At 69.8% G+C, this 19,628-nt stretch carries 18 protein-coding genes; 12 read left to right on the top strand and 6 right to left on the bottom strand.

The genetic code is table 11. The features are described from left to right. The first annotated feature begins 5 nt into the window (after positions 1 to 5). Complete coding sequence (locus OG966_RS16065; protein WP_326655230.1) at positions 6 to 1,337, top strand: hypothetical protein; 1,332 nt, start codon at positions 6 to 8, stop codon at positions 1,335 to 1,337. A gap of 226 nt (positions 1,338 to 1,563) precedes the next feature. Next, entirely contained in the window at positions 1,564 to 1,914 is a 351-nt protein-coding gene (locus tag OG966_RS16060; protein ID WP_326650324.1) for a hypothetical protein, read from the top strand. A 76-nt stretch (positions 1,915 to 1,990) separates the two neighbouring features. On the opposite strand, the gene OG966_RS16055 is transcribed toward OG966_RS16060, so the two are convergent. Then, positions 1,991 to 3,490 (bottom strand): peptide MFS transporter, encoded by a 1,500-nt coding sequence (locus OG966_RS16055; protein WP_326650323.1) that lies wholly within the window; start codon positions 3,488 to 3,490, stop codon positions 1,991 to 1,993. Between the two features lie 469 nt (positions 3,491 to 3,959). Here OG966_RS16055 and OG966_RS16050 point away from each other — a divergent pair, with 469 nt between their 5' ends. Both OG966_RS16050 and OG966_RS16045 read left to right on the top strand, forming a co-directional pair. Next, the gene (locus OG966_RS16050; protein WP_326650322.1) at positions 3,960 to 4,637 is read left to right on the top strand and encodes a response regulator transcription factor; all 678 of its coding nucleotides are present in this window, start codon (positions 3,960 to 3,962) and stop codon (positions 4,635 to 4,637) included. Between the two features lie 99 nt (positions 4,638 to 4,736). Then, entirely contained in the window at positions 4,737 to 6,005 is a 1,269-nt protein-coding gene (locus OG966_RS16045; protein ID WP_326650321.1) for an ATP-binding protein, read from the top strand. Between the two features lie 79 nt (positions 6,006 to 6,084). On the opposite strand, the gene OG966_RS16040 is transcribed toward OG966_RS16045, so the two are convergent. After that, complete coding sequence (locus tag OG966_RS16040; RefSeq protein WP_326650320.1) at positions 6,085 to 6,591, bottom strand: GtrA family protein; 507 nt, start codon at positions 6,589 to 6,591, stop codon at positions 6,085 to 6,087. 148 nt (positions 6,592 to 6,739) lie between these two features. On the opposite strand from OG966_RS16040, the gene OG966_RS16035 reads away from it, so the two are divergent. From OG966_RS16035 to OG966_RS16020, 4 genes are all read left to right on the top strand, one after another. Beyond that, the gene (locus OG966_RS16035) at positions 6,740 to 7,903 is read left to right on the top strand and encodes a 5-(carboxyamino)imidazole ribonucleotide synthase (protein WP_326650319.1); all 1,164 of its coding nucleotides are present in this window, start codon (positions 6,740 to 6,742) and stop codon (positions 7,901 to 7,903) included. Further along, on the top strand, positions 7,900 to 8,436 hold the full coding sequence (purE, locus tag OG966_RS16030; RefSeq protein ID WP_326650318.1) for a 5-(carboxyamino)imidazole ribonucleotide mutase: 537 nt from the start codon (positions 7,900 to 7,902) through the stop codon (positions 8,434 to 8,436). The genes OG966_RS16035 and purE overlap by 4 nt, the downstream gene beginning before the upstream one ends. A 6-nt stretch (positions 8,437 to 8,442) precedes the next feature. Continuing rightward, the gene (locus OG966_RS16025) at positions 8,443 to 9,639 is read left to right on the top strand and encodes a dipeptidase (protein WP_326650317.1); all 1,197 of its coding nucleotides are present in this window, start codon (positions 8,443 to 8,445) and stop codon (positions 9,637 to 9,639) included. A gap of 124 nt (positions 9,640 to 9,763) precedes the next feature. Continuing rightward, positions 9,764 to 10,855, top strand: a complete 1,092-nt coding sequence (locus OG966_RS16020) for a membrane dipeptidase (protein WP_326650316.1) — start codon at positions 9,764 to 9,766, stop codon at positions 10,853 to 10,855. A gap of 39 nt (positions 10,856 to 10,894) precedes the next feature. Here the strand turns inward: OG966_RS16020 and OG966_RS16015 are convergent, their stop codons facing one another. Continuing rightward, positions 10,895 to 11,257: a VOC family protein gene (locus tag OG966_RS16015; protein ID WP_326650315.1), complete on the bottom strand. Its 363-nt coding sequence runs from the start codon at positions 11,255 to 11,257 to the stop codon at positions 10,895 to 10,897. A gap of 94 nt (positions 11,258 to 11,351) precedes the next feature. Here OG966_RS16015 and OG966_RS16010 point away from each other — a divergent pair, with 94 nt between their 5' ends. Then, a complete protein-coding gene (locus tag OG966_RS16010) occupies positions 11,352 to 11,876 on the top strand; it encodes a CGNR zinc finger domain-containing protein (protein WP_326650314.1) in 525 nt (174 codons plus the stop codon). A gap of 93 nt (positions 11,877 to 11,969) precedes the next feature. On the opposite strand, the gene OG966_RS16005 is transcribed toward OG966_RS16010, so the two are convergent. Further along, complete coding sequence (locus OG966_RS16005) at positions 11,970 to 13,313, bottom strand: UDP-glucose dehydrogenase family protein (protein ID WP_326650313.1); 1,344 nt, start codon at positions 13,311 to 13,313, stop codon at positions 11,970 to 11,972. A 245-nt stretch (positions 13,314 to 13,558) separates the two neighbouring features. Here OG966_RS16005 and OG966_RS16000 point away from each other — a divergent pair, with 245 nt between their 5' ends. Both OG966_RS16000 and OG966_RS15995 read left to right on the top strand, forming a co-directional pair. Beyond that, entirely contained in the window at positions 13,559 to 14,716 is a 1,158-nt protein-coding gene (locus tag OG966_RS16000; protein ID WP_326650312.1) for an acyl-CoA dehydrogenase family protein, read from the top strand. A gap of 130 nt (positions 14,717 to 14,846) precedes the next feature. After that, on the top strand, positions 14,847 to 16,115 hold the full coding sequence (locus tag OG966_RS15995; RefSeq protein ID WP_326650311.1) for an MFS transporter: 1,269 nt from the start codon (positions 14,847 to 14,849) through the stop codon (positions 16,113 to 16,115). Here the strand turns inward: OG966_RS15995 and OG966_RS15990 are convergent. Continuing rightward, positions 16,099 to 17,376 (bottom strand): LCP family protein, encoded by a 1,278-nt coding sequence (locus OG966_RS15990; RefSeq protein WP_326650310.1) that lies wholly within the window; start codon positions 17,374 to 17,376, stop codon positions 16,099 to 16,101. The genes OG966_RS15995 and OG966_RS15990 overlap by 17 nt on opposite strands. Before the next feature lie 107 nt (positions 17,377 to 17,483). Here OG966_RS15990 and OG966_RS15985 point away from each other — a divergent pair, with 107 nt between their 5' ends. Further along, entirely contained in the window at positions 17,484 to 18,032 is a 549-nt protein-coding gene (locus tag OG966_RS15985; RefSeq protein WP_326650309.1) for an acyl-CoA thioesterase, read from the top strand. Positions 18,033 to 18,039: 7 nt separating this feature from the next. On the opposite strand, the gene OG966_RS15980 is transcribed toward OG966_RS15985, so the two are convergent. Beyond that, a complete protein-coding gene (locus OG966_RS15980; protein WP_442806712.1) occupies positions 18,040 to 19,524 on the bottom strand; it encodes an LCP family protein in 1,485 nt (494 codons plus the stop codon). Between the last annotated feature and the right edge of the window lie 104 nt (positions 19,525 to 19,628).

The raw sequence follows: 19,628 nt of genomic DNA, 5'->3' as shown, positions 1-19,628 counted from the left end.
GGAGGATGAGCGCGGCCGGAGTCGCGCTGATGCTCGGCGGCGCGGGGATTGTGCTGGCCGCGAGCCCCGCCCAGGCAGCCGAGGTCTCGTACAGGACGGAGTGCATCCCGCCGCCCATCTCGGGCCTGCCACCCGTGCAGGGCACCACCAAGGTCGAGATCACCGCGCCGGCCGAGGCCAAGGTGGGCGATGAGGTCGAAGTGGTGTGGAGGTTCGTCGAGGCGGCTTCGAAGAACCCCGACATCCTCGACCTGGAGAAGGACACGGTGAAGCCCACCGGCACGCTCAAGGCGGCCGGCGCGCAGACCGCGGACATCGCGATGGAGGGGCCGCGGACGAACCCGCCGATCCCCAAGAACAGCCCGATGAAGCTGTCCGACATGAAGGGCAAGGTCAAGCTGACCAAGGCGGGCGAGGTCACGCTGACGCCCGACGCGTACAACATCAACGTCTCCAAGCCGATGTCCACCGACACCAAGTGCACGCCGAAGGAGACGGTCAAGGCCGGGGCGACGATCAAGGTGTCGGACGGCGGTGGTACGTCCGGCGGCACGTCGAGCGGCGGAACCACCTCGGGTGGTACGACAACCTCCGGCGGCACCACCACTTCCGGCGGCACGACTTCCGGAGGTACGAGCTCCGGCGGTACGACCTCCGGCGGTGGCGACGGCGGCCGGAGCGACTTCCCCGGCAAGGAGGTCGCGGTGACCTTCGCGTGCAAGTCGCCGGGACCGGCGAACATCAACTCCAAGGTGACAATCAACGCCAAGAAGAACGGCGGCAGTTATGACCTGGTCGTCAAGACCGCCAAGGGCGTCATGAACAGTCCGGCGGCGCTCCCCGCGGGTGCCCTCAAGCCGTCCATGGCGGTTCTTCTCGGCGGCGTCGACAAGGGCACCGTCCCCGTCACGGGCCCCGCCAACAAGGACCCGCTGGAGCAGGGAAAGCCGGTGGACCTGCCTGATATGACCGGGACGTACAAACCGGGCGCCAGCGGCAAGTCCACGCTCAGCCCGGGCACCCTCACGATCGACGTCACCCTGGGCGGCCAGAAGATCAGCATCCCGTGCACGGTCAAGGGCTCGGCGGCCGTCTCCCTCGAGCTCGACACCGCGGCCCAGCCGGGCGGCGCGTCGGGCGGCGACAGCGGCGGCGGCACCACGTCCGGCGGCGCGGCCTCCGGCGGCTCTGCGAGCACGAGCGGCGGCCTCGCCCAGACGGGCGCCGAGGACAACGGCGCGCTGCGCGCACTGGCCCTGGTCGCCGGAACGGTGATCCTGCTGGGCGGGGCGGTGTTCACGTTCACCCCGTGGCGCCGACTGCGGGGAATCCGCTGACCTGCCCCTGAGCAGCACACTTCCGGCCCGCCCCGGGCGGGCGGGCCGAAAGTGGATCTTGCTCAAATGTTGCTCAGATCGACCCGCGCAGGTTGCTTCGCCATGATCCGAGTGGATACGTTCCCTGCATTCGCCTGAGCTAAGGCGAAGTTGGCTGATCGGCCGGAATTGCAGCTTGACGAGACATGACCCTCCGTCGCGCTGCCCGGCCGCGGAAAGGAAGCAAATGCGCTGGGGGAAGAAGTTCGCCACGGGAACGCTCGCCGTGATGATGGGGGCTGCGGGGACCGGACTGATCGCGGCAGCTCCGGCTCAGGCGGCCGGCAAGTACAGCTGTAAGGGCTACGCGTCGATGGACAAGCTCGGGCGTCCCACGGCCTACTCGACGTGCAAAGCCGGCGGCGGCAAGGCTGTCAGCAAGCACCGGGTGAAGCTTACGTGCGACCAGGTGCAGGGGGCCCGCGAGCACGTGGTGACGCACACCGTGTACGGCCCGTGGGTGGGCCCCGGCCAGAAGTCCAATGTTCGCTGCGGCTTCAAGAACTATCTGCGTGGGTTCGGCGTTCAGGCGAAGTGACCGACACAGGGTGAGACGGGACTGGCCCGGCACGCTAGGCGTGCCGGGCCAGTCCCGTCTCAGTGGTTGCCGCGCGTCAGTGCACGCCACCCATGAGCGGCTGAACCTTCTTGCGGTACATGAAGATCGCGAGGCCCGCGAGCGCGGCGAGCACGCCCTGGCTGGCGAACCAGCCCTGCGTATCGGTCGGCGCGCCGATCAGCTGGACCAGCGCGATGAGCGAGTCGCCGGCGGTGACGGCCAGGAAGAAGACACCCATCATCTGGGAGGCGTACTTCTGCGGGGCCAGCTTGGTGGTCAGCGACAGGCCGACCGGAGAGAGGCACAGCTCACCGATGGTCTGGATGAAGTACACGCCGACCAGCCACATCGGGGAGACGCGAGCGTCGCCCGCGGCCATGCCCTGCGCCACCATCATCACGCCGAAGGAGGCACCGATCAGTACCAGGGCTGCGGCGAACTTCGAGAGCGTGGTCGGCTCCTTGTCGCGCTTGTTCAGCGCGACCCACATCCAGGCGAAGAGCGGGGCCAGAGCCATCACGAACAGCGGGTTCAGGGACTGGAACCAGCTCTCCGGGAAGCTGAAGCCGAACAGCGTCGACTGGGTGTCGTTCTTCGCGAAGAGCGACAGCGTCGAACCGGTCTGGTCGTAGATCGCCCAGAAGACGGCGGCGGCGACGAAGAACCAGATGTAACCGGACATCCGGCGCTGCTCGACGTCCGACAGGTCCTTGTCCCGCTTGATGCGGAGCAGGTAGTACGCCGGCAGCACGAGGCCCAGGATGGTCAGCGGCCACAGCGCCCAGTTGATGGTGAACAGACCGGCGAGGCCGACGATGGCGTACGCGGCACCCGCGACGCCCAGCCAGATCAGCGACTTCTTGATCGTGCCGGCCCGCTCCTCGGCAGACAGCGGGGCCGGGACCTTGTGCGACTCCTCGCTCAGGTGGCGGAAGCCCAGGAAGTAGAAGAGCAGACCGATGGCCATACCCACACCGGCCATGGCGAAGCCGAGGTGCCAGCTGACCTTCTGGCCGACCCAGCCGATCGTCAGCGGGGCGGCGAAGGCACCAAGGTTGATGCCCATGTAGAAGATCGTGAAGCCACCGTCACGGCGCGGGTCGTTCTTGTCCGGGTACAGGTGGCCGACCATCGTGGAGATGTTGGCCTTCAGGACACCCGAACCGGCTGCGATCAGCGCGAGACCGACGAAGAAGGAGATCTCCGCGGGGACCGCCAGCAGGAAGTGGCCGGTCATGATGATTACGCCCGCGACGGCCACGGCCTTGCGTGCGCCCCAGACCCGGTCACCAAGCCAGCCGCCCGGCAGGGCGAGCAGATACACCATCGCGTTGTAGACGGAGTAGATGGCGACGGCGGTCGCGTCGTTGAAGCCGAGTCCACCGTCTGCCACGTTCGTGGCCAGGTAGAGCACGAGCAGGGCCCGCATGCCGTAGAAGCTGTAACGCTCCCACATCTCTGTCATGAACAGGTTGGCCAGGCCGCGGGGGTGGCCGAGGAAGGTCTTCTCGGACTCAGCGGAGCTGGCCGGGTCCTTCGTCAGGCTGGACGCCATGGTCGATCCTTGCTTGCTCGGGACGCGGTGCTTTGTGAGCGGTACGCGCCCGGTGTGGGGGTGGCCGGCACCGGCAACGGGTGTGCCCCACCCCACGCCTGAGGGGTTCACTCCGCAGAAGCGGGAGTCGAGGGGCAGTCCGCACCGGGATCCACGCCTCGCGCGCTGTGTCGCGCACCAGGCCCGGTCCATAGGTCATTCACTGTCTTCGAGGCCGGCAGAGCCAACCTCCGGCAGCAGAGAGACCCTTGGCGCGCTCGGCAGGCCAAAGGTCCCGTGTACTACTACAGGCGTCTCGCCACCATACGACACGACACAGTGGCATATGAAAGGACTTGAGACATGGATCACAGGATCCATAGGCAACCGCTGCCCTGATTCGAAGGCGGCAACCATGATTGCATCCCAGACCCGCAGGCCTTGACGATCACGCCCCAACCAGCGAGTAACGCGGACTACCATCACCCACATGACCCGTGTACTGCTCGCCGAGGACGACGCTTCCATCTCGGAGCCGCTGGCCCGCGCCCTACGCCGGGAAGGTTACGAGGTCGAGGTGCGCGAGGACGGTCCGACCGCGCTCGAGGCCGGACTTGTGGGGGGCGTGGACCTGGTCGTCCTCGACCTCGGACTGCCCGGCATGGACGGCCTGGAGGTCGCCAGGCGGCTGCGTGCCGAAGGCCACACCGTGCCCGTCCTGGTGCTGACCGCCCGTGCCGACGAGGTGGACACCGTAGTGGGCCTGGACGCCGGCGCCGACGACTACGTGACCAAGCCGTTCCGGCTCGCCGAGCTGCTCGCCCGGGTGCGTGCCCTGCTGCGGCGCGGCGCCACCGAGCCGGTCCCGGCGCCCGCCACCCACGGCGTACGGATCGACGTCGAGTCGCACCGGGCCTGGATGGGCGACGAGGAGCTCCAGCTCACCGCCAAGGAGTTCGACCTGCTGCGGGTCCTGGTCAGGGACGCGGGCCGGGTGGTCACCCGCGACCAGCTGATGCGCGAGGTCTGGGACACCACGTGGTGGTCGTCCACGAAGACGCTGGACATGCACATCTCCTGGCTGCGCAAGAAGCTCGGCGACGATGCGGCGAACCCGCGCTATATCGCCACCGTCCGGGGTGTGGGCTTCCGCTTCGAGAAGAGCTGAGGCACGGGGGCGGAGCCCGCCCCGGACAGAAACCGCGCCACGACGCCTACGCTGAAGTACGGGCACTCCCCGTACCCCGCGTCCCGCCCGGAGGGCACTTTGCGTCGCCGCCTCATCAACTCCACGCTCGCCGTCGTGCTCGTCGTCATCGCCGTCTTCGGGGTCTCCCTCGTCCTCGTCGAGACCCGCACCATCAGCAGCAGCGCCCAGGAGAGCGTGGACTCCGAGGCCCTCCGGCTCATCAGCATCGTCGACAGCCGCCTCATCGGCGGCGAGCCCGTCAATCCGGACATCCTGGCCGAACAGAGCGGTGCCAAGCGCTACGCGCTGATCCAGATCCCCGGCCGCTCGCCCATCGAGATCGGCAAGCGCCCCTCCGGCAGTGTCATCCGCGGCGTCGCGCGCGGCGAGCGCGGTGAGTCCGTCACTGTCGAGGAGTCCCGTTCCTCCGTCACCCGAGAGGTCGGCCGGACTCTGCTGATCATCGGCGGAGTCGCGCTGCTCGCGGTCATCGCCGCCGTACTGCTCGCCGTACGCCAGGCGAACCGGCTCGGCTCGCCGCTCACCGATCTCGCCGAGACCGCCGAGCGTCTCGGCTCGGGCGACCCGCGCCCCCGCCACAAGCGCTACGGCGTCCCCGAGCTCGACCGGGTCGCCGACGTCCTCGACTCCAGCGCCGAGCGCATCGCGCGGATGCTGACCGCCGAGCGCCGGCTCGCCGCGGACGCCTCGCACCAGCTCCGTACGCCGCTGACGGCGCTCTCCATGCGGCTGGAGGAGATCACCGTCGCCGAGGACCTCGAGACGGTGAAGGAGGAGGCGAGCATCGCGCTCGCCCAGGTGGAACGGCTCACCGACGTGGTGGAGCGGCTGCTCACCAACTCCCGTGATCCGCGCACCGGTTCCGCCGTCGTCTTCGATCTGGACGAGGTCGTCAAGCAGCAGCTGGAGGAGTGGCGGCCGGCCTACCGCAGCGTGGGCCGGGCGATCGTCTGCTCGGGGCGGCAGGGCATGCGCGCCGTCGGCACTCCGGGCGCGGTCGCCCAGGTCCTCGCCGCGCTGATCGAGAACTCGCTCATGCACGGCGGCGGCACCGTCGCCGTCCGCACCCGCGTCACCGGCAACCAGGCCGTCGTCGAAGTCACCGACGAGGGCCCCGGAGTGCCGGCCGACCTCGGCGCGCGGATCTTCGAGCGGACCATCAGCGGCCGCAACTCCACCGGCATCGGACTGGCCGTGGCCCGCGATCTGGCGGAGGCGGACGGCGGGCGGCTCGAGCTGCTCCAGCAGTACCCGCCGGTCTTCGCACTCTTCCTGAGCCGCGTGCAGCGCAGCCACCATGACGGCCACACGCCGACGGTCAGATAGCCGTCGGGCGGCAGGGGGCGGCCTCGGCTCGGCGCCGGACCGGGCTCGGCGCATGCCCGGGCTCGGCGTGCGAGCAGACTCAGCGCGCGACCCGGTCGGGCTGCGGCTGCCGCTGCCCGAGGAAGGACTCCGCGGTCTGTACGGCCTCGCGGGCCGGCAGCGCCCGGAACACCCAGGTGCGGTACGACCAGAAGCGGAACAGCGTCGCGATGCCGATACCGAGGAACTTGAACACATTGCTCTGGAGCGGACTGTCCCAGCCGAACCCGTACGTCGCGGCGTAGAGCACCCCGCTCTGGATCACGAGCCCGACCAGGCTGAACAGGAAGAAGAGCGTCAGCTCCTTGGTCCTGCGGCCCTTGTCGCGGTCCCGGTAGGTGAAGTAGCGGAAGCCCAGATAGTTGAAGGCGATGGCGACGACCGTGGCCACGATGCTCGCCCGTACGACGGGCAGGTCCGTGAGAGTCCGTACGAGATTGAAGACTCCCAGGTCCACCAGGAGCCCCACACCACCAACCGCGCCGAACTTCGCGAACTCGCGCGTGAGCTGTTCGAGCCGCACACGCAGTGCGCTTCGTTCACTCATGGTGATCGCTCAGCCCCGTTCGGGTCGGTGTCGTCAACTCAGCCATGCTAACCAGCACTCCCAGGAGTTGCCTGCGGACGTTTGCAAAGGAGTGGCGATGTTGTGACGAGGGCTACGGCGGCCCGGGCCCGCAGGAGGCAGGGCCACCGTGGGCGGCGGATACCCTAAGAGGGTGACGTTCCCGGTAGTCGGCATGGTCGGCGGCGGTCAGCTCGCCCGTATGACCCACGAGGCGGGCATCCCCCTCGGCATCAGATTCAAGCTCCTCAGTGACACTCCGCAGGACTCGGCGGCCCAGGTGGTCAGCGAGGTCGTCATCGGCGACTATCGCGACCTGGACACGCTGCGTGAGTTCGCGCGGGGCTGTGACGTGATCACTTTCGATCACGAGCATGTCCCGATCGAGCACCTGCGGGCCCTGGAGACGGACGGCATCCCCGTCCGTCCGGGGTCCGGGGCCTTGGTGCATGCGCAGGACAAGGGCGTGATGCGCGCCAAGCTCGACGAGCTCGGTGCGCCCAGCCCGCGCCACCGCATCGTCGCGGACCCCGCCGATGTGTCGGCGTTCGCCGAGGAGGTGGGCGGCTTCCCCGTCATCCTCAAGACGGTGCGCGGCGGCTACGACGGCAAGGGCGTCTGGTTCGTCCGTACGCAGCACGACGCCGAGGCCCCGTTCCGGGCCGGTGTCCCCGTCCTCGCGGAGGAGAAGGTCGACTTCACCCGCGAGCTCGCGGCGAACATCGTCCGCTCCCCGCACGGCCAGGCCGTCGCCTATCCCGTCGTCGAGTCCCAGCAGGTCGACGGCGTCTGCGACACGGTGATCGCGCCCGCGCCGAATCTGCCGGAGGCGCTCGCGGGACAGGCACAGGAGCTTGCCCTGCGGATCGCGAAGGACCTCGGCGTCGTCGGCCATCTCGCGGTCGAGCTCTTCGAGACGACCGACGGCCGCATCCTGGTCAACGAGCTCGCCATGCGCCCGCACAACTCCGGCCACTGGACCCAGGACGGCGCAGTCACCTCGCAGTTCGCCAACCATGTCCGCGCCATCCTCGACCTCCCGCTCGGCGACCCGCGCCCGCGGAGCGGCTGGACGGTCATGTGCAATGTGCTGGGGGGCGACTACCCCGACATGTACGCGGCCTATCTGCACTGCATGGCCCGCGACCCACAGCTCAAGATCCATATGTATGGCAAGGACGTGAAGCCCGGCCGCAAGGTGGGGCACGTCAACACCTACGGCGACGATCTGGACGACGTGCTGGAGCGCGCCCGTCACGCAGCCGGCTATCTCAGAGGAACGATCACGGAATGACCAGCCCCGCAGCCAGCCCCCTCGTCGGCATCGTCATGGGCTCGGACTCCGACTGGCCCGTCATGGAGGCCGCCGCGCAGGCCCTCGAAGAGTTCGAGATTCCCTTCGAGGTGGATGTCGTCTCCGCGCACCGGATGCCGCGCGAGATGATCGCGTACGGCGAGGAGGCCGACGGCCGCGGCCTCAAGGCGATCATCGCGGGCGCCGGGGGAGCGGCCCATCTGCCGGGCATGCTCGCTTCCGTCACCCCGCTGCCGGTGATCGGCGTGCCGGTGCCGCTGAAGTACCTCGACGGGATGGACTCCCTGCTCTCCATCGTGCAGATGCCGGCGGGCGTGCCCGTGGCCACCGTCTCCGTCGCCGGCGCCCGTAACGCCGGTCTGCTCGCGGCCCGCATCCTGGCTACCCACGACAGCGAACTCCTCGCCCGTATGCGGGAGTTCCAGCAGGAGCTGAACGACCAGGCCACCGAGAAGGGCAAACGGCTGCGCACCAAGGTCGAGGGTGCGGGCGCCTTCGGCTTCGGGAAGTAAGAGGCAATGGACTCAGCCACGGACTTTCTGATCGCGGCGCGCGAACTCCTCGCCGCCCACCCCGTCGTCGACGGCCACAACGACCTGCCCTGGGCGCTGCGCCAGCATGTCCGCTACGACCTGGACCTCCTCGACATCTCCGCCGACCAGACCGGCCGACTGCACACCGACATCCCGAGGCTGCGCTCCGGCGGGGTCGGCGCGCAGTTCTGGTCCGTGTACGTACGCAGCGACATGGCCGGCGACGATGCGGTCAGCGCGACCCTCGAGCAGATCGACGGGGTGCGCCAGCTCCTTGAGCGCTATCCGGCGGACCTGGCCGCGGCCCTGAGCGCCGACGATATGGAGAAGGCGCGTGGCGAGGGCCGTATCGCCTCGCTCATGGGCGCCGAGGGCGGCCACTCCATCAACAACTCCCTCGCCACCCTGCGGGCCCTGTTCGCGCTGGGCGTCCGCTATATGACGCTCACCCACAACGACAACATCGCGTGGGCGGACTCGGCGACCGACGAGGTGGGCGTCGGCGGTCTGTCGGCCTTCGGCCATGAAGTCGTACGGGAGATGAACCGTGTCGGCATGCTGGTCGACCTCTCGCACGTCGCCGAATCGACGATGCGGGACGCGCTCGCCACCTCGGTCGCGCCGGTCGTCTTCTCGCACTCCTCGTCCCGGGCCATATGCGACCACGTGCGCAACATTCCCGACGAGGTGCTGGCCCAGCTGCCTGCCAACGGCGGTATCGCCATGGCGACGTTCGTACCGAAGTTCATCCTCCCGGCGGCCGTCGAGTGGACCCTGGCCGCGGACGAGAACATGCGCGCGCACGGCCTCCACCACCTGGACACCACACGGGAGGCGATGAAGGTCCATCAGGCCTTCGAGGCGGCGAACCCCCGGCCGATGGCGACGGCCGCGACGGTCGCCGACCATCTCGACCATATGCGCGAGGTCGCCGGCATCGACCACATCGGCATCGGCGGCGACTTCGACGGCACGGCCTTCACCCCGGCCGGGCTCGAGGACGTCGCCGGCTACCCGAACCTGATCGCGGAGCTGCTGCGCCGCGGCTGGTCCGACGCCGATCTGGCGAAGCTCACCTGGCAGAACGCGGTGCGCACTCTGCGCGCGGCGGAGGACGTCGCCCGCGACCTCCAGAGGGGCCGCGGACCGTCCAACGCGACGATCGAGCAGCTCGACGGCTGAGTGCGTTCGGGGGTACGGGAACGAGGCGCCGTACCCCCGAACGCACCACCCTGCCGTGAACCCTCGCCGCTCCCGTGCCACGGTGGCCCTACGGCACCGCCGTCGAAGCTCGGAGCACCCAGACATGGCAGATCTCGAGGACGACCCCCATGCCGCCACCGCCGCGGTCGGTGATCTCGACAGCCCGCTCCCGCCCAGCACGGGAGTGCCGGCCGGGCGGCCCGCGCAGGCAGAGCCTGCCGGAAGCCTTGAACGCGCCCGCGAACTCCTCGCCGCGCACCCCATAGCCGACGGTCACAGCGGACTGGCCCGGGCGCTGAAATACGCCTCCGGGTACGAGTACGACATCGAACTGGGCGAGCGCGTGCTGGAGACCGACATCCCGCGGCTGCGCGACGGATGCGTCGGCGCGCAGTTCCTGTCCCTGCACGTGCCGCCCGAGCTGACCGGGGAACGTGCACTGAGCGCCACCCTGGAACAGATCGACCTGGTCCGCTCCCTGGTGGCCTCCTGCCCCGAGGGCCTGCGCCTCGCGCTGAGTGCCGACGACCTGGCCGACGCCCGCAACTGCGGCCGCGTCGCCACCCTGCTCGGCCCGGTGGCGGGCCCGGCGCTGAGCGACTCGCTGGGCACGCTGCGGGCGTTCCACGCCCTCGGCGTCCGCAGCCTCACCCTCGCGGGCACCAGCTGGACGCAGGGCACCGGGCTGACCCGCTTCGGCCACGAGGTCGTTCGCGAGATGAACCGCCTCGGTGTCCTCGTCGACCTCGCCGGCTGCTCGGCCGACACGATGCGCCGTACGCTCGCGGTCGCCGGGGCGCCTGTGGTCGTCTCGCACCACCCGGCGCGGGTCCCTGACGATGTGCTGGGCCTGCTGCGTGCCAACCGTGGCGTGTGCATGGTCGCGTGCACGGCCACGACGATCCGTGAGACGGCGGACCGCCTGGACCACGTCCGCGAGGTGGCGGGCCCGGAGTCGGTCGGCCTCAGCGGCGCCTACGACACCGGAACCCCGCACGCCCCGGGACTGGGCGATGTGTCCTGCTTCCCCCGGGTGATCGCCGAACTCCTCGACCGCGACTGGCCGGAGCCGGATATCGAGGCCCTGACCTGGTCGAACGTGTCCCGGGTGCTACGGGACGCGGAGTTCCTGGCCCGCGCCACGCAGCCGCGCCGCGGGCCGTCGACGGCAACGCTGCCGACGCTGGACGCCTGAACCCCGGCGCGCGGGCCGCCCCTCAGCGCGCGCCGCCCCTCAGCAGGCGCAGAGGCAGAACGGATGGCCCGCCGGATCCGCGTACACCCGCCAGGACCGTGCCCTGTCCTCCGCGTCCAGCACCGTCGCGCCCAGCGCCAGTACCCGCTTCTCCGCCGCGTCCAGATCCTCCACCGTCAGGTCCAGGTGGAACTGCTGCGAGCCGTCGGGAGCCGGCCACTTCGGCGGTACGAAGCCGGGCGCGGCCTGGAAGGCCAGCGGGGTGCCCGGGGCTTCTGCCAGGTCGACCCAGCCCTCGCCGTCGTCCTGGACCCGGCCGCCCAGCAGCGCGGCGTAGAAACGGCCGAGTGCGACGGGATCGGGACAGTCCAGAACGACGGTCCCCAGCGTGGCGATGGCCATGGTTTCCTCCTCGGTCGGTGTACCGGTTACCGCTAAGCACTAGTAACAGGTAACGGTTACTTGATGCTCTCCTATTGGAGGTAACGTCGCAACCATGAATGAGAAGGCGCCAGCACCGGGCAGCCTGTCGCTGGTCGAGGCCCTGGTGAACACGCTGGACGTCGAGACCGGCACCGACGCTCTGGACACGACGGAGGGCCGCGCCGTCTTCGGTCTCGCCGAGCGGGACGTCCCCGCCGCCCGCGAACTCCGCGAGGCCCTGCGCGCCGCCTGCCTGGCGCACGCGGGCCACCGCGCACCGGACCGCTCGCCGGCGGTACTCGACAGCTTCCTGGCCGAGGCGCCCCTGCTGGTGACGGTGGCCGAGGACGGCACGGCCGCGCTCCGTCCGGCGATCCCGGACACGCTCGTCTCCCGTATCGCCGAGGCACTCGCGGCCGCGGCCGCCGACGGGACCTGGGTACGCCTCAAGGCATGCGAGGCCGAGGACTGCCAGTGGGCGTACTACGACCGCAGCCCGGCAGGCCGCCGCCGCTGGTGCTCGATGTCGGTCTGCGGCGCCCGCGCCAAGATGCGCACCTACAGGGCGCGCCGGTCGGACCCGGACGCCTCGGTCTGACAACCCGGGGGCCGACCCGACCTGACAACCCGGGGGCCGACCGCGGGCACGGGCCCGCACGCTCCGATCCGCCTCGCCCCCCGACGTGGCCGCTCAGGCGCGCGGGCGGCCCATCGCCCGGTACGTCCAGCCCGCCTCGCGCCAGTGCGCGCTGTCCAGCGCGTTCCGCCCGTCCAGGATGATCCGGCTGGTCGCGACCTCGCCCAGCGCCACCGCGTCCAGCTCGCGGAACTCGCGCCACTCCGTCAGGTGCAGCACCACATCCGCGCCGCGCACCGCGTCCAGCGCCGACTCCGCGTAGGCCAGCGTCGGGAAGAGGCGGCGCGCGTTCTCCATGCCCTTCGGGTCGTACACCGTCACCTGGCCGCCCTGCAGATGGATCTGGCCCGCCACATTCAGCGCCGGTGAATCCCGTACGTCGTCCGAGTCCGGCTTGAACGTCGCGCCCAGCACGGCAACCCGCTTCCCCAGGAAGGAGTCACCGCCCACCGCGTCCCGCGCCAGTTCCACCATGTGACCGCGCCGCCGCATATTGATCGAGTCGACCTCCCGCAGGAAGGTCAGCGCCTGGTCGGCGCCCAGCTCACCGGCGCGCGCCATGAACGCGCGGATGTCCTTCGGCAGACATCCGCCGCCGAAGCCGATCCCGGCCCGCAGGAACTTGGAGCCGATCCGCTCGTCGTAACCGATCGCCTCGGCCAGCTTCACTACATCGCCGTCCGCGGCCTCGCACACCTCCGCCATCGCGTTGATGAACGAGATCTTCGTCGCGAGGAAGGAGTTCGCGGAGGTCTTCACCAGTTCGGCGGTCGGGAAGTCCATCACCACGAACGGCGACCCTTCGCCGACCGGCGTCGCGTACACCTCGCGCAGCAGCTTCTCCGCGCGCTCGCTCTCCACGCCGACCACGATCCGGTCGGGGTGCAGCGTGTCCCGGACGGCGAAGCCCTCGCGCAGGAACTCCGGGTTCCACGCCAGCTCCGCGTCCGCGCCCACCGGAGCCAGCTCGACGAGCAGCTCCGCCAGCCGGGCCGCGCTGCCGACCGGCACGGTCGACTTGCCGACGACCAGCGCCGGCCGCTTCAGCTGCGGCGCGAGTGAGGTGAAGGCGCGGTCCACGTACGACATGTCGCAGGCGTACTCGCCGTGCTTCTGCGGAGTGTTCACGCAGACGAAATGAACGTCGCCGAACTCCCCGATCTCCTCCCAGGAGGTCGTGAAACGCAGCCGGCCGCTCGATCCCTCGATCCCGGCGACATGCTTGGCGAGCAGGTCCTCGAGTCCCGGCTCGTACATGGGGACCTTGCCGGCCGACAGCATCTCGATCTTCTCGGGAACGACATCGAGGCCGAGCACTTCGAAACCCAGCTCCGCCATGGCCGCGGCGTGTGTGGCGCCGAGATATCCGGTGCCGATCACGGTGATCTTGAGGGCCATGCGGTGCTCCAGTGAAGTGCGGGCTCAGGTGCGCTGCCCGAGCATAGCCGGGGCACGTACCGTGGTCATGGTGACCGTGGGCGGGGGCGTCGGCGGTTGCTGCCGGTGGCCGGTGGGGTTTCGCGGGCGGTCTTCTGCGGGGGGACGGTTCCCGCTGTCGTCAAGCTCACGTATGCCTGGGAGCAGCAAGACCACTAAAATCAGGTTACTTAACGGTAGTTAGCGTCACTGGGGAGTGAGAGACCTTGGCCGGATCGGCTGATTTCGACCTGTACCGCCCGTCCGAAGAGCACGACATGCTCCGCGACGCCATCCGCTCGCTCGCCGAGGCGAAGATCGCGCCGTTCGCCGCCGAGGTCGACGAGCAGGCCCGCTTCCCGCAGGAGGCTCTGGACGCGCTGGTCTCCGCCGATCTGCACGCGGTCCACGTCCCGGAGGAGTACGGCGGCGCCGGCGCCGACGCGCTGGCGACCGTGATCGTCATCGAGGAGGTGGCCCGCGTCTGCGCGTCCTCCTCCCTCATTCCGGCTGTCAACAAGCTCGGCTCCCTCCCCGTGATCCTCTCGGGCGGCGAAGACCTCAAGAAGAGGTACCTGGGCCCGCTGGCCCAGGGCGACGGCATGTTCTCGTACTGCCTCTCCGAGCCGGACGCCGGCTCCGACGCCGCCGGTATGAAGACGAAGGCCGTACGCGACGGGGACTTCTGGGTCCTCAACGGCGTGAAGCGCTGGATCACCAACGCCGGTGTCTCCGAGTACTACACGGTCATGGCGGTCACCGACCCGACCAAGCGCTCCAAGGGCATCAGCGCCTTCGTCGTCGAGAAGTCGGACGAAGGTGTCTCCTTCGGCGCCCCGGAGAAGAAGCTCGGCATCAAGGGCTCCCCGACCCGTGAGGTCTACCTCGACAACGTCCGCATCCCCGCGGACCGCATGATCGGCGAGGAGGGCACCGGCTTCGCCACGGCGATGAAGACCCTGGATCACACCCGCATCACGATCGCGGCCCAGGCCCTCGGCATCGCCCAGGGCGCGCTGGACTACGCCAAGGGCTACGTCCAGGAGCGCAAGCAGTTCGGCAAGCCGATCGCCGACTTCCAGGGCATCCAGTTCATGCTCGCCGACATGGCCATGAAGCTCGAGGCCGCCCGCCAGCTCACCTACTCCGCGGCCGCCAAGTCGGAGCGTGTCGACGGCGACCTGACCTTCTTCGGCGCGGCGGCGAAGTGCTTCGCCTCCGACGTCGCGATGGAGGTCACCACGGACGCGGTCCAGCTGCTCGGCGGCTACGGCTACACCCGTGACTACCCGGTCGAGCGCATGATGCGCGATGCCAAGATCACCCAGATCTACGAGGGCACGAACCAGGTCCAGCGGATCGTGATGGCCCGCAACCTGCCGTAACCGCAGGGAAGTTCACGCACAGAGGCACCCTTCGGGGTGCCTCTGTCATTTCCGCCCGCCACGGGCTTCACCGGGGCCGGGTTTCATGATGGACTGGCGGTTACCTGATAACTGTGGTTAAGGGGTAACCATGGGGTCGTTGGCGCGCGACCGGGACTTCCGGCTGTTCTGGGCCGGACACACCGTCTCCGCCGTCGGGACGCACGTCACCGCCGTCGCCCTCCCCCTCACCGCGGCCCTCACCCTCGACGCGGGAGCCGCCGGCGTCAGCGCCGTCGCCACCGCCGGCTATCTGCCCAGCGTCGCCCTGCCGCTCCTCGCCGGGCACTGGCTGGAGCACCGGCGCAGGCGCCCCGTGATGATCGCGGCCGACGTGCTGCGGGCCGCCGCGCTCGGGGCGGTGCCAGTGGCCTGGGGGTTCGGCGCGATGTCGCTCGGGCTGCTGGTGGCGGTCGCCCTCGTCGTCGGCGCGGCGAGCGTCGTCTTCGACATCGCGAGCTTCGCGTACGTACCGGACCTGGTCGAAGACGCCGAACTCGCCGCGGCCAACCGCGCTTTGCAGGGATCGTCGACGGCCGCACAGGTCGGCGGGCCGGGCATCGCCGGTCTGCTCGTGCAGCTCCTCGGGCCTGCCTTCGCCGTCCTCGCCGACGCCCTCTCGTATGTCGCGAGCGCACTCGGCATCGCGGGCGCCCGGCGGGCCGAGCCCGAGCCCGCCGCCCAGGACGCCAGGCCCGGCATCGGGGAAGGGGTGCGGCAGATCCGGGTCAGCCCGTTCCTGCGCTCGCTCACCGCCCACGCAGCGCTCTACAACGCGTCCGCGCAGATCCTCGTCGTCAATCTGGTCGTCCTCGCGGTCAAGGAGCGCGGACTGTCCGCCGGCGGCTACGGCCTGGCGCTGAGCGCGGGTGGCGCCGGGGCCTTCCTGGGCGCAATGCTCGGCCTGCGGGTCGCGGCCCGGCTCGGCTACGGCCGCGCCTTCGCCGTATCGCTCGTCCTGTCCACGGGTGTGCCGCTCGCGCTGCCCCTGCTGCCCGGGCGCGGTCTGTCGTACGGAGTGCTGCTCGCCGCCTGCCAGCTGCTCTCCGGCATCGGGCTCGGCAGCGCCAATGTGCTGTCCGTCACGATCCGGCAGCTGCTGATCCCCAGGACAGCGCTCGCGCGCAGCAACGGCGCGTACCGCACCTTCACCTTCGGCGTGCTCCCGCTCGGCGCTGCGCTCGGCGGTGTCCTGGGCGGGGCGCTCGGCAGCACCGGAGCCATGGCGGTCGGCAGCGCGGGCATCGCCCTGTCCGCGCTGCCGATGTTCACCCGCGAGATCCGGACCCTGCGCGACCCTCACGCACAGCGGGCCGCCGCTTCCGGCGGCACCGCCGTGGGGGTCAGCGGTCCGAGGTGACCGTGACCTTCTCGTCGTTCTTCAGCTGCTGCACGAGCTGCTTGACCTTCTCCTTGTCCCAGACCAGGTTCCCGCCCGTGCTGCCCGAGATCGGCATGTTCATGGACTTGCCCTCGCCGCCCGTGACGCCCTTCATCGCGAAGAACATCTTGCCCAGCGACCACAGGGACATGTCCTTGTCGACGATGAGCGTGTCCAGGCCCGCGCCCATGGTCGGGTAGAGCTTGAACGGGTTGAGGATCGTGCCCGGCGTCGCCGTCTGGCTCGCCAGGGACGCGAGGAACTTCTGCTGGTTCTTCGTACGGTCCAGGTCGCTGCCCGCGAACGCGTACCGCGTCCGTACGAAGGCCAGCGACTGCTCGCCGTTGAGGGTCTGCTTGCCCGCCTGGAAGTCCGCGCCCGAGTTCTTGTCCTTGAAGGCCTTCGGGATGTCGATCTCGACGCCGCCGATCGCGTCCACGATGTTCGCGAAACCCGCGAAGCCGATCTCGACGTAGTGGTCGATGCGCAGGCCCGTGTTGTGCTCCACCGTGCGGACCAGCAGCTCCGGGCCGTCCTCCGCGTAAGCGGCGTTCAACTTGGTGTGCCGGCCCTTCGCCGGGAACAGCTTGCCGGAGTCCGAGCCCTTGAAGGACGGTATCTCCACGTCCGAGTCGCGCGGCAGCGAGATCAGCGTCGGGCCGTTCGAGCCGTCGTGCAGGATCATCATCGAGTCGGTCCGCTTGCCCTCGGCCGAGCCCGTGTGGAGCTTCTTCTTCTCGTCGGCCGACATGCCCTCACGGCTGTCGGAACCCACGATCAGATAGTTCGTGCCCTCGCCGCTGCCCGGCCGCTCGATGACCTTGGCGAGGTCGACCTCGCGCTTGAGCTTGGAGTCGGCCCAGAAGTACGTGCCTATGGAGACCGCGAGCAGCAGTACGACCAGCGTCAGCGAACCTATCTTGAGCCGGCGGCGCCAGTCCGGGGCCGGGCCGCTGCGCGGCGGACGGCCGTACGGAGGGCCTCCGTCGCCGCCCTGGCCGCCGCCCGGGGAGCCGTAGACCTGGCCCGTGTTGTAGCCGCTGTCGTACGCCTGCTGGTCATAGCCATCGTCGTACCCCCGCGACTGCGGCGGGACGCCGCCGCGCTGCGGAGGGGCAGGCCGCTGGACATGGCGCATCACGCGCGCGCCCTCGGGCTGCGCGCCCGAGCTGCCGCGTCCATAGCCGCGTCCGTTTCCGTTGCCGCGGTCGTCGGACCACCCATCGGGCCAATCGTTCATGCGGACCAGTGTGCAGTCATCGCCCCCGTGCCTCACAGGGCGTGTGGGGAATAGCACCAGGGCTGTTGCGAAGCTGATGCAATGTGGCCCGGCATATGGTGGTCCGCATGACAGATCAGGCCCAGCGCCCGGAGACAGAGATACCGGGCAAGCCCACCGCAGCGTCCCGTACCACCCTTAGCCACATCATGACCGGCAGTGACACCAATCTCCTCGGCACGGTGCACGGCGGCGTGATCATGAAGCTGGTGGACGACGCGGCGGGCGCGGTCGCCGGGCGCCACTCGGGCGGGCCGGCGGTCACCGCCTCCATGGACGAGATGGTCTTCCTGGAGCCGGTCAGGGTCGGTGATCTGGTTCATGTGAAGGCCCAGGTCAACTGGACAGGACGGTCCTCGATGGAGGTCGGCGTACGGGTCCTGGCCGAGCGCTGGAACGAGTCCACCCCGGCGCAGCAGGTCGGCAGCGCCTATCTCGTCTTCGCGGCGGTCGACGGCGACGGCAAGCCCCGTCGCGTACCGCCCGTGATCCCCGAGACCGAGCGCGACCGGCGGCGCTACCAGGAGGCGCAGATCCGCCGCACACACCGCCTCGCCCGGCGCCGCGCGATCAAGGAGCTGCGGGAGAAGCGCGCCGCCGAGGGCATCGAGGACTGACCGGGCCTCACGGGCAGACGACCTGGTCTCCGGTGGCCGCGGCGAACCTGCCCCGGTACACCTCCTCCGCCCGCACCGGCGTGACGCCCTTGTAGTCCCGCCCCGCTGTCACCTTCAGTGTCGGCCCCTGCCGCTTGACCGCCCGCAGCTCGCACCCCGGCAGCGCGGCCGCGAGCGACTTCGCCGAGCGGTCCCAGCGTGGGTCGTACGTCACATAGGTGCGGCGCACCTCGCGGCTCCCGCCGTTCAGCGGCGTGCGAGTGGTGTTGAAGCCGGTGGAGTGCAGGGCAGTGTCGACCGTCCTGCCGAGTCCGTCGGTGGGCGTGCCGTTGTAGACCTGCACGCGGATCTGCCGCGGCGGCACATCGACCACCGTCGCCTTCCGCGTCTTCGGCGGGTGCGGCGCGAGCGGCTTGTCCTCGCGCAGCATCTGGAAGAGCTTCTCCGACTTCGCGCGGTCCCACTTCACCGTGGAGCCGAGGCCCTTGGTCCATCTGCCGGCGGGGCGGACCGGCACGGACGTGAACTCCGACGAGGCGGGCGTGAAGTCGCGCATCGCCTCGCCGAGCGCGAGCATCTCCTCCGGTCCGAAGCCCCGGTCGGCCCGTACGGAGTTCAGCATCGTCGAGGCGACATCCCGGAACTTGACCGGGTTCAGCAGGACGCCGCTGCTGCTCGCCTGGTGGATGAGAGCCGCGAGAAAGCGCTGCTGGCGCTGCATCCGGCCCAGGTCCGCGGTCCCGTCGATATGGCGCGAGCGCACATACTGCAGCGCCTGGCCGCCGGTGAGCCTGTGCGTGCCGACGCCCAGATTCAGACCGGTGTACGAGTCCTTCAGCGGCCTGGCGTTGCAGATCTCCACCCCGCCCAGCGTGTCCACCGTCTTCATGAAGCTGGTGAAGTCGACCTCCAGATAGTGGTCGATCTTCACCTTGGTCATGTGCTCGACAGTCCGCACCGTCAGGCCCGGCCCGCCTTCCGAGTACACCGCGTTGAGCTTGATCGGGTGTGGTTTGTGGTGCTTGCCGGTGGCGGCGACGGTGTGCTCGGGGATCTCGGTGTAGCTGTCCCGCGGCAGGCTCACCACACTCGCGCGCTCCCGGTCCGCCGAGATGTGCACCAGCATGATCGTGTCGGTGCAGCGGCAGGGCGCGCCGCCCAGACGGTACTTCCGCTTCTCCTGCGGCGTGATCTTGTCGCGCCCGTCGGTGCCGACGAGGAGCAGATTCATGCCGTGGCCCCCGTCGGGCCGGTTCTTCATGTCCCTGAACGGGTCGATGCGGCCGATGCCGGTGTCCACGCTCGTCATCACCGCATGCCCGATGCCGCCCGCGCTCAGCACCAGGACCGAGAGCGATGTCGCCACCCGCATTCCCCAGCGGGGCCGCTTCACCGGCCGTCTGCTCCCGGCCGGCCGTCTCTTCCCGGCCGGCCGTCCGGTCCTGGGCTGAGCGGTCGGCTGCGGACGGCGGGAGCGGGGCGGCGTGGGCACGTGGGACACCTCCGCGAGTGACAGGGATCGCGAGCACCGTAGGCCCATACGATCTGCGACAACGGGCAGCGACCCGGCCGCCGCGCGTCCGTGTCCCCCGTTCG

Source organism: Streptomyces sp. NBC_01750 (assembly GCF_035918095.1).
GTDB lineage: Bacteria > Actinomycetota > Actinomycetes > Streptomycetales > Streptomycetaceae > Streptomyces.
The sequence above is the reverse complement of the archived record's forward strand: the minus strand, read 5'-3'. Positions and strand labels throughout refer to the sequence as shown.

Coding starts and splice junctions, on each gene's coding strand:
- OG966_RS16065 (WP_326655230.1), top strand. CDS start 6: ATGAGCGCGGCCGGAGTCGCGCTGATGCTCGGCGGCGCGGGGATTGTG.
- OG966_RS16060 (WP_326650324.1), top strand. CDS start 1,564: ATGCGCTGGGGGAAGAAGTTCGCCACGGGAACGCTCGCCGTGATGATG.
- OG966_RS16055 (WP_326650323.1), bottom strand. CDS start 3,490: ATGGCGTCCAGCCTGACGAAGGACCCGGCCAGCTCCGCTGAGTCCGAG.
- OG966_RS16050 (WP_326650322.1), top strand. CDS start 3,960: ATGACCCGTGTACTGCTCGCCGAGGACGACGCTTCCATCTCGGAGCCG.
- OG966_RS16040 (WP_326650320.1), bottom strand. CDS start 6,591: ATGAGTGAACGAAGCGCACTGCGTGTGCGGCTCGAACAGCTCACGCGC.
- purE (WP_326650318.1), top strand. CDS start 7,900: ATGACCAGCCCCGCAGCCAGCCCCCTCGTCGGCATCGTCATGGGCTCG.
- OG966_RS16025 (WP_326650317.1), top strand. CDS start 8,443: ATGGACTCAGCCACGGACTTTCTGATCGCGGCGCGCGAACTCCTCGCC.
- OG966_RS16020 (WP_326650316.1), top strand. CDS start 9,764: ATGGCAGATCTCGAGGACGACCCCCATGCCGCCACCGCCGCGGTCGGT.
- OG966_RS16015 (WP_326650315.1), bottom strand. CDS start 11,257: ATGGCCATCGCCACGCTGGGGACCGTCGTTCTGGACTGTCCCGATCCC.
- OG966_RS16010 (WP_326650314.1), top strand. CDS start 11,352: ATGAATGAGAAGGCGCCAGCACCGGGCAGCCTGTCGCTGGTCGAGGCC.
- OG966_RS16005 (WP_326650313.1), bottom strand. CDS start 13,313: ATGGCCCTCAAGATCACCGTGATCGGCACCGGATATCTCGGCGCCACA.
- OG966_RS15995 (WP_326650311.1), top strand. CDS start 14,847: ATGGGGTCGTTGGCGCGCGACCGGGACTTCCGGCTGTTCTGGGCCGGA.
- OG966_RS15990 (WP_326650310.1), bottom strand. CDS start 17,376: ATGAACGATTGGCCCGATGGGTGGTCCGACGACCGCGGCAACGGAAAC.
- OG966_RS15985 (WP_326650309.1), top strand. CDS start 17,484: ATGACAGATCAGGCCCAGCGCCCGGAGACAGAGATACCGGGCAAGCCC.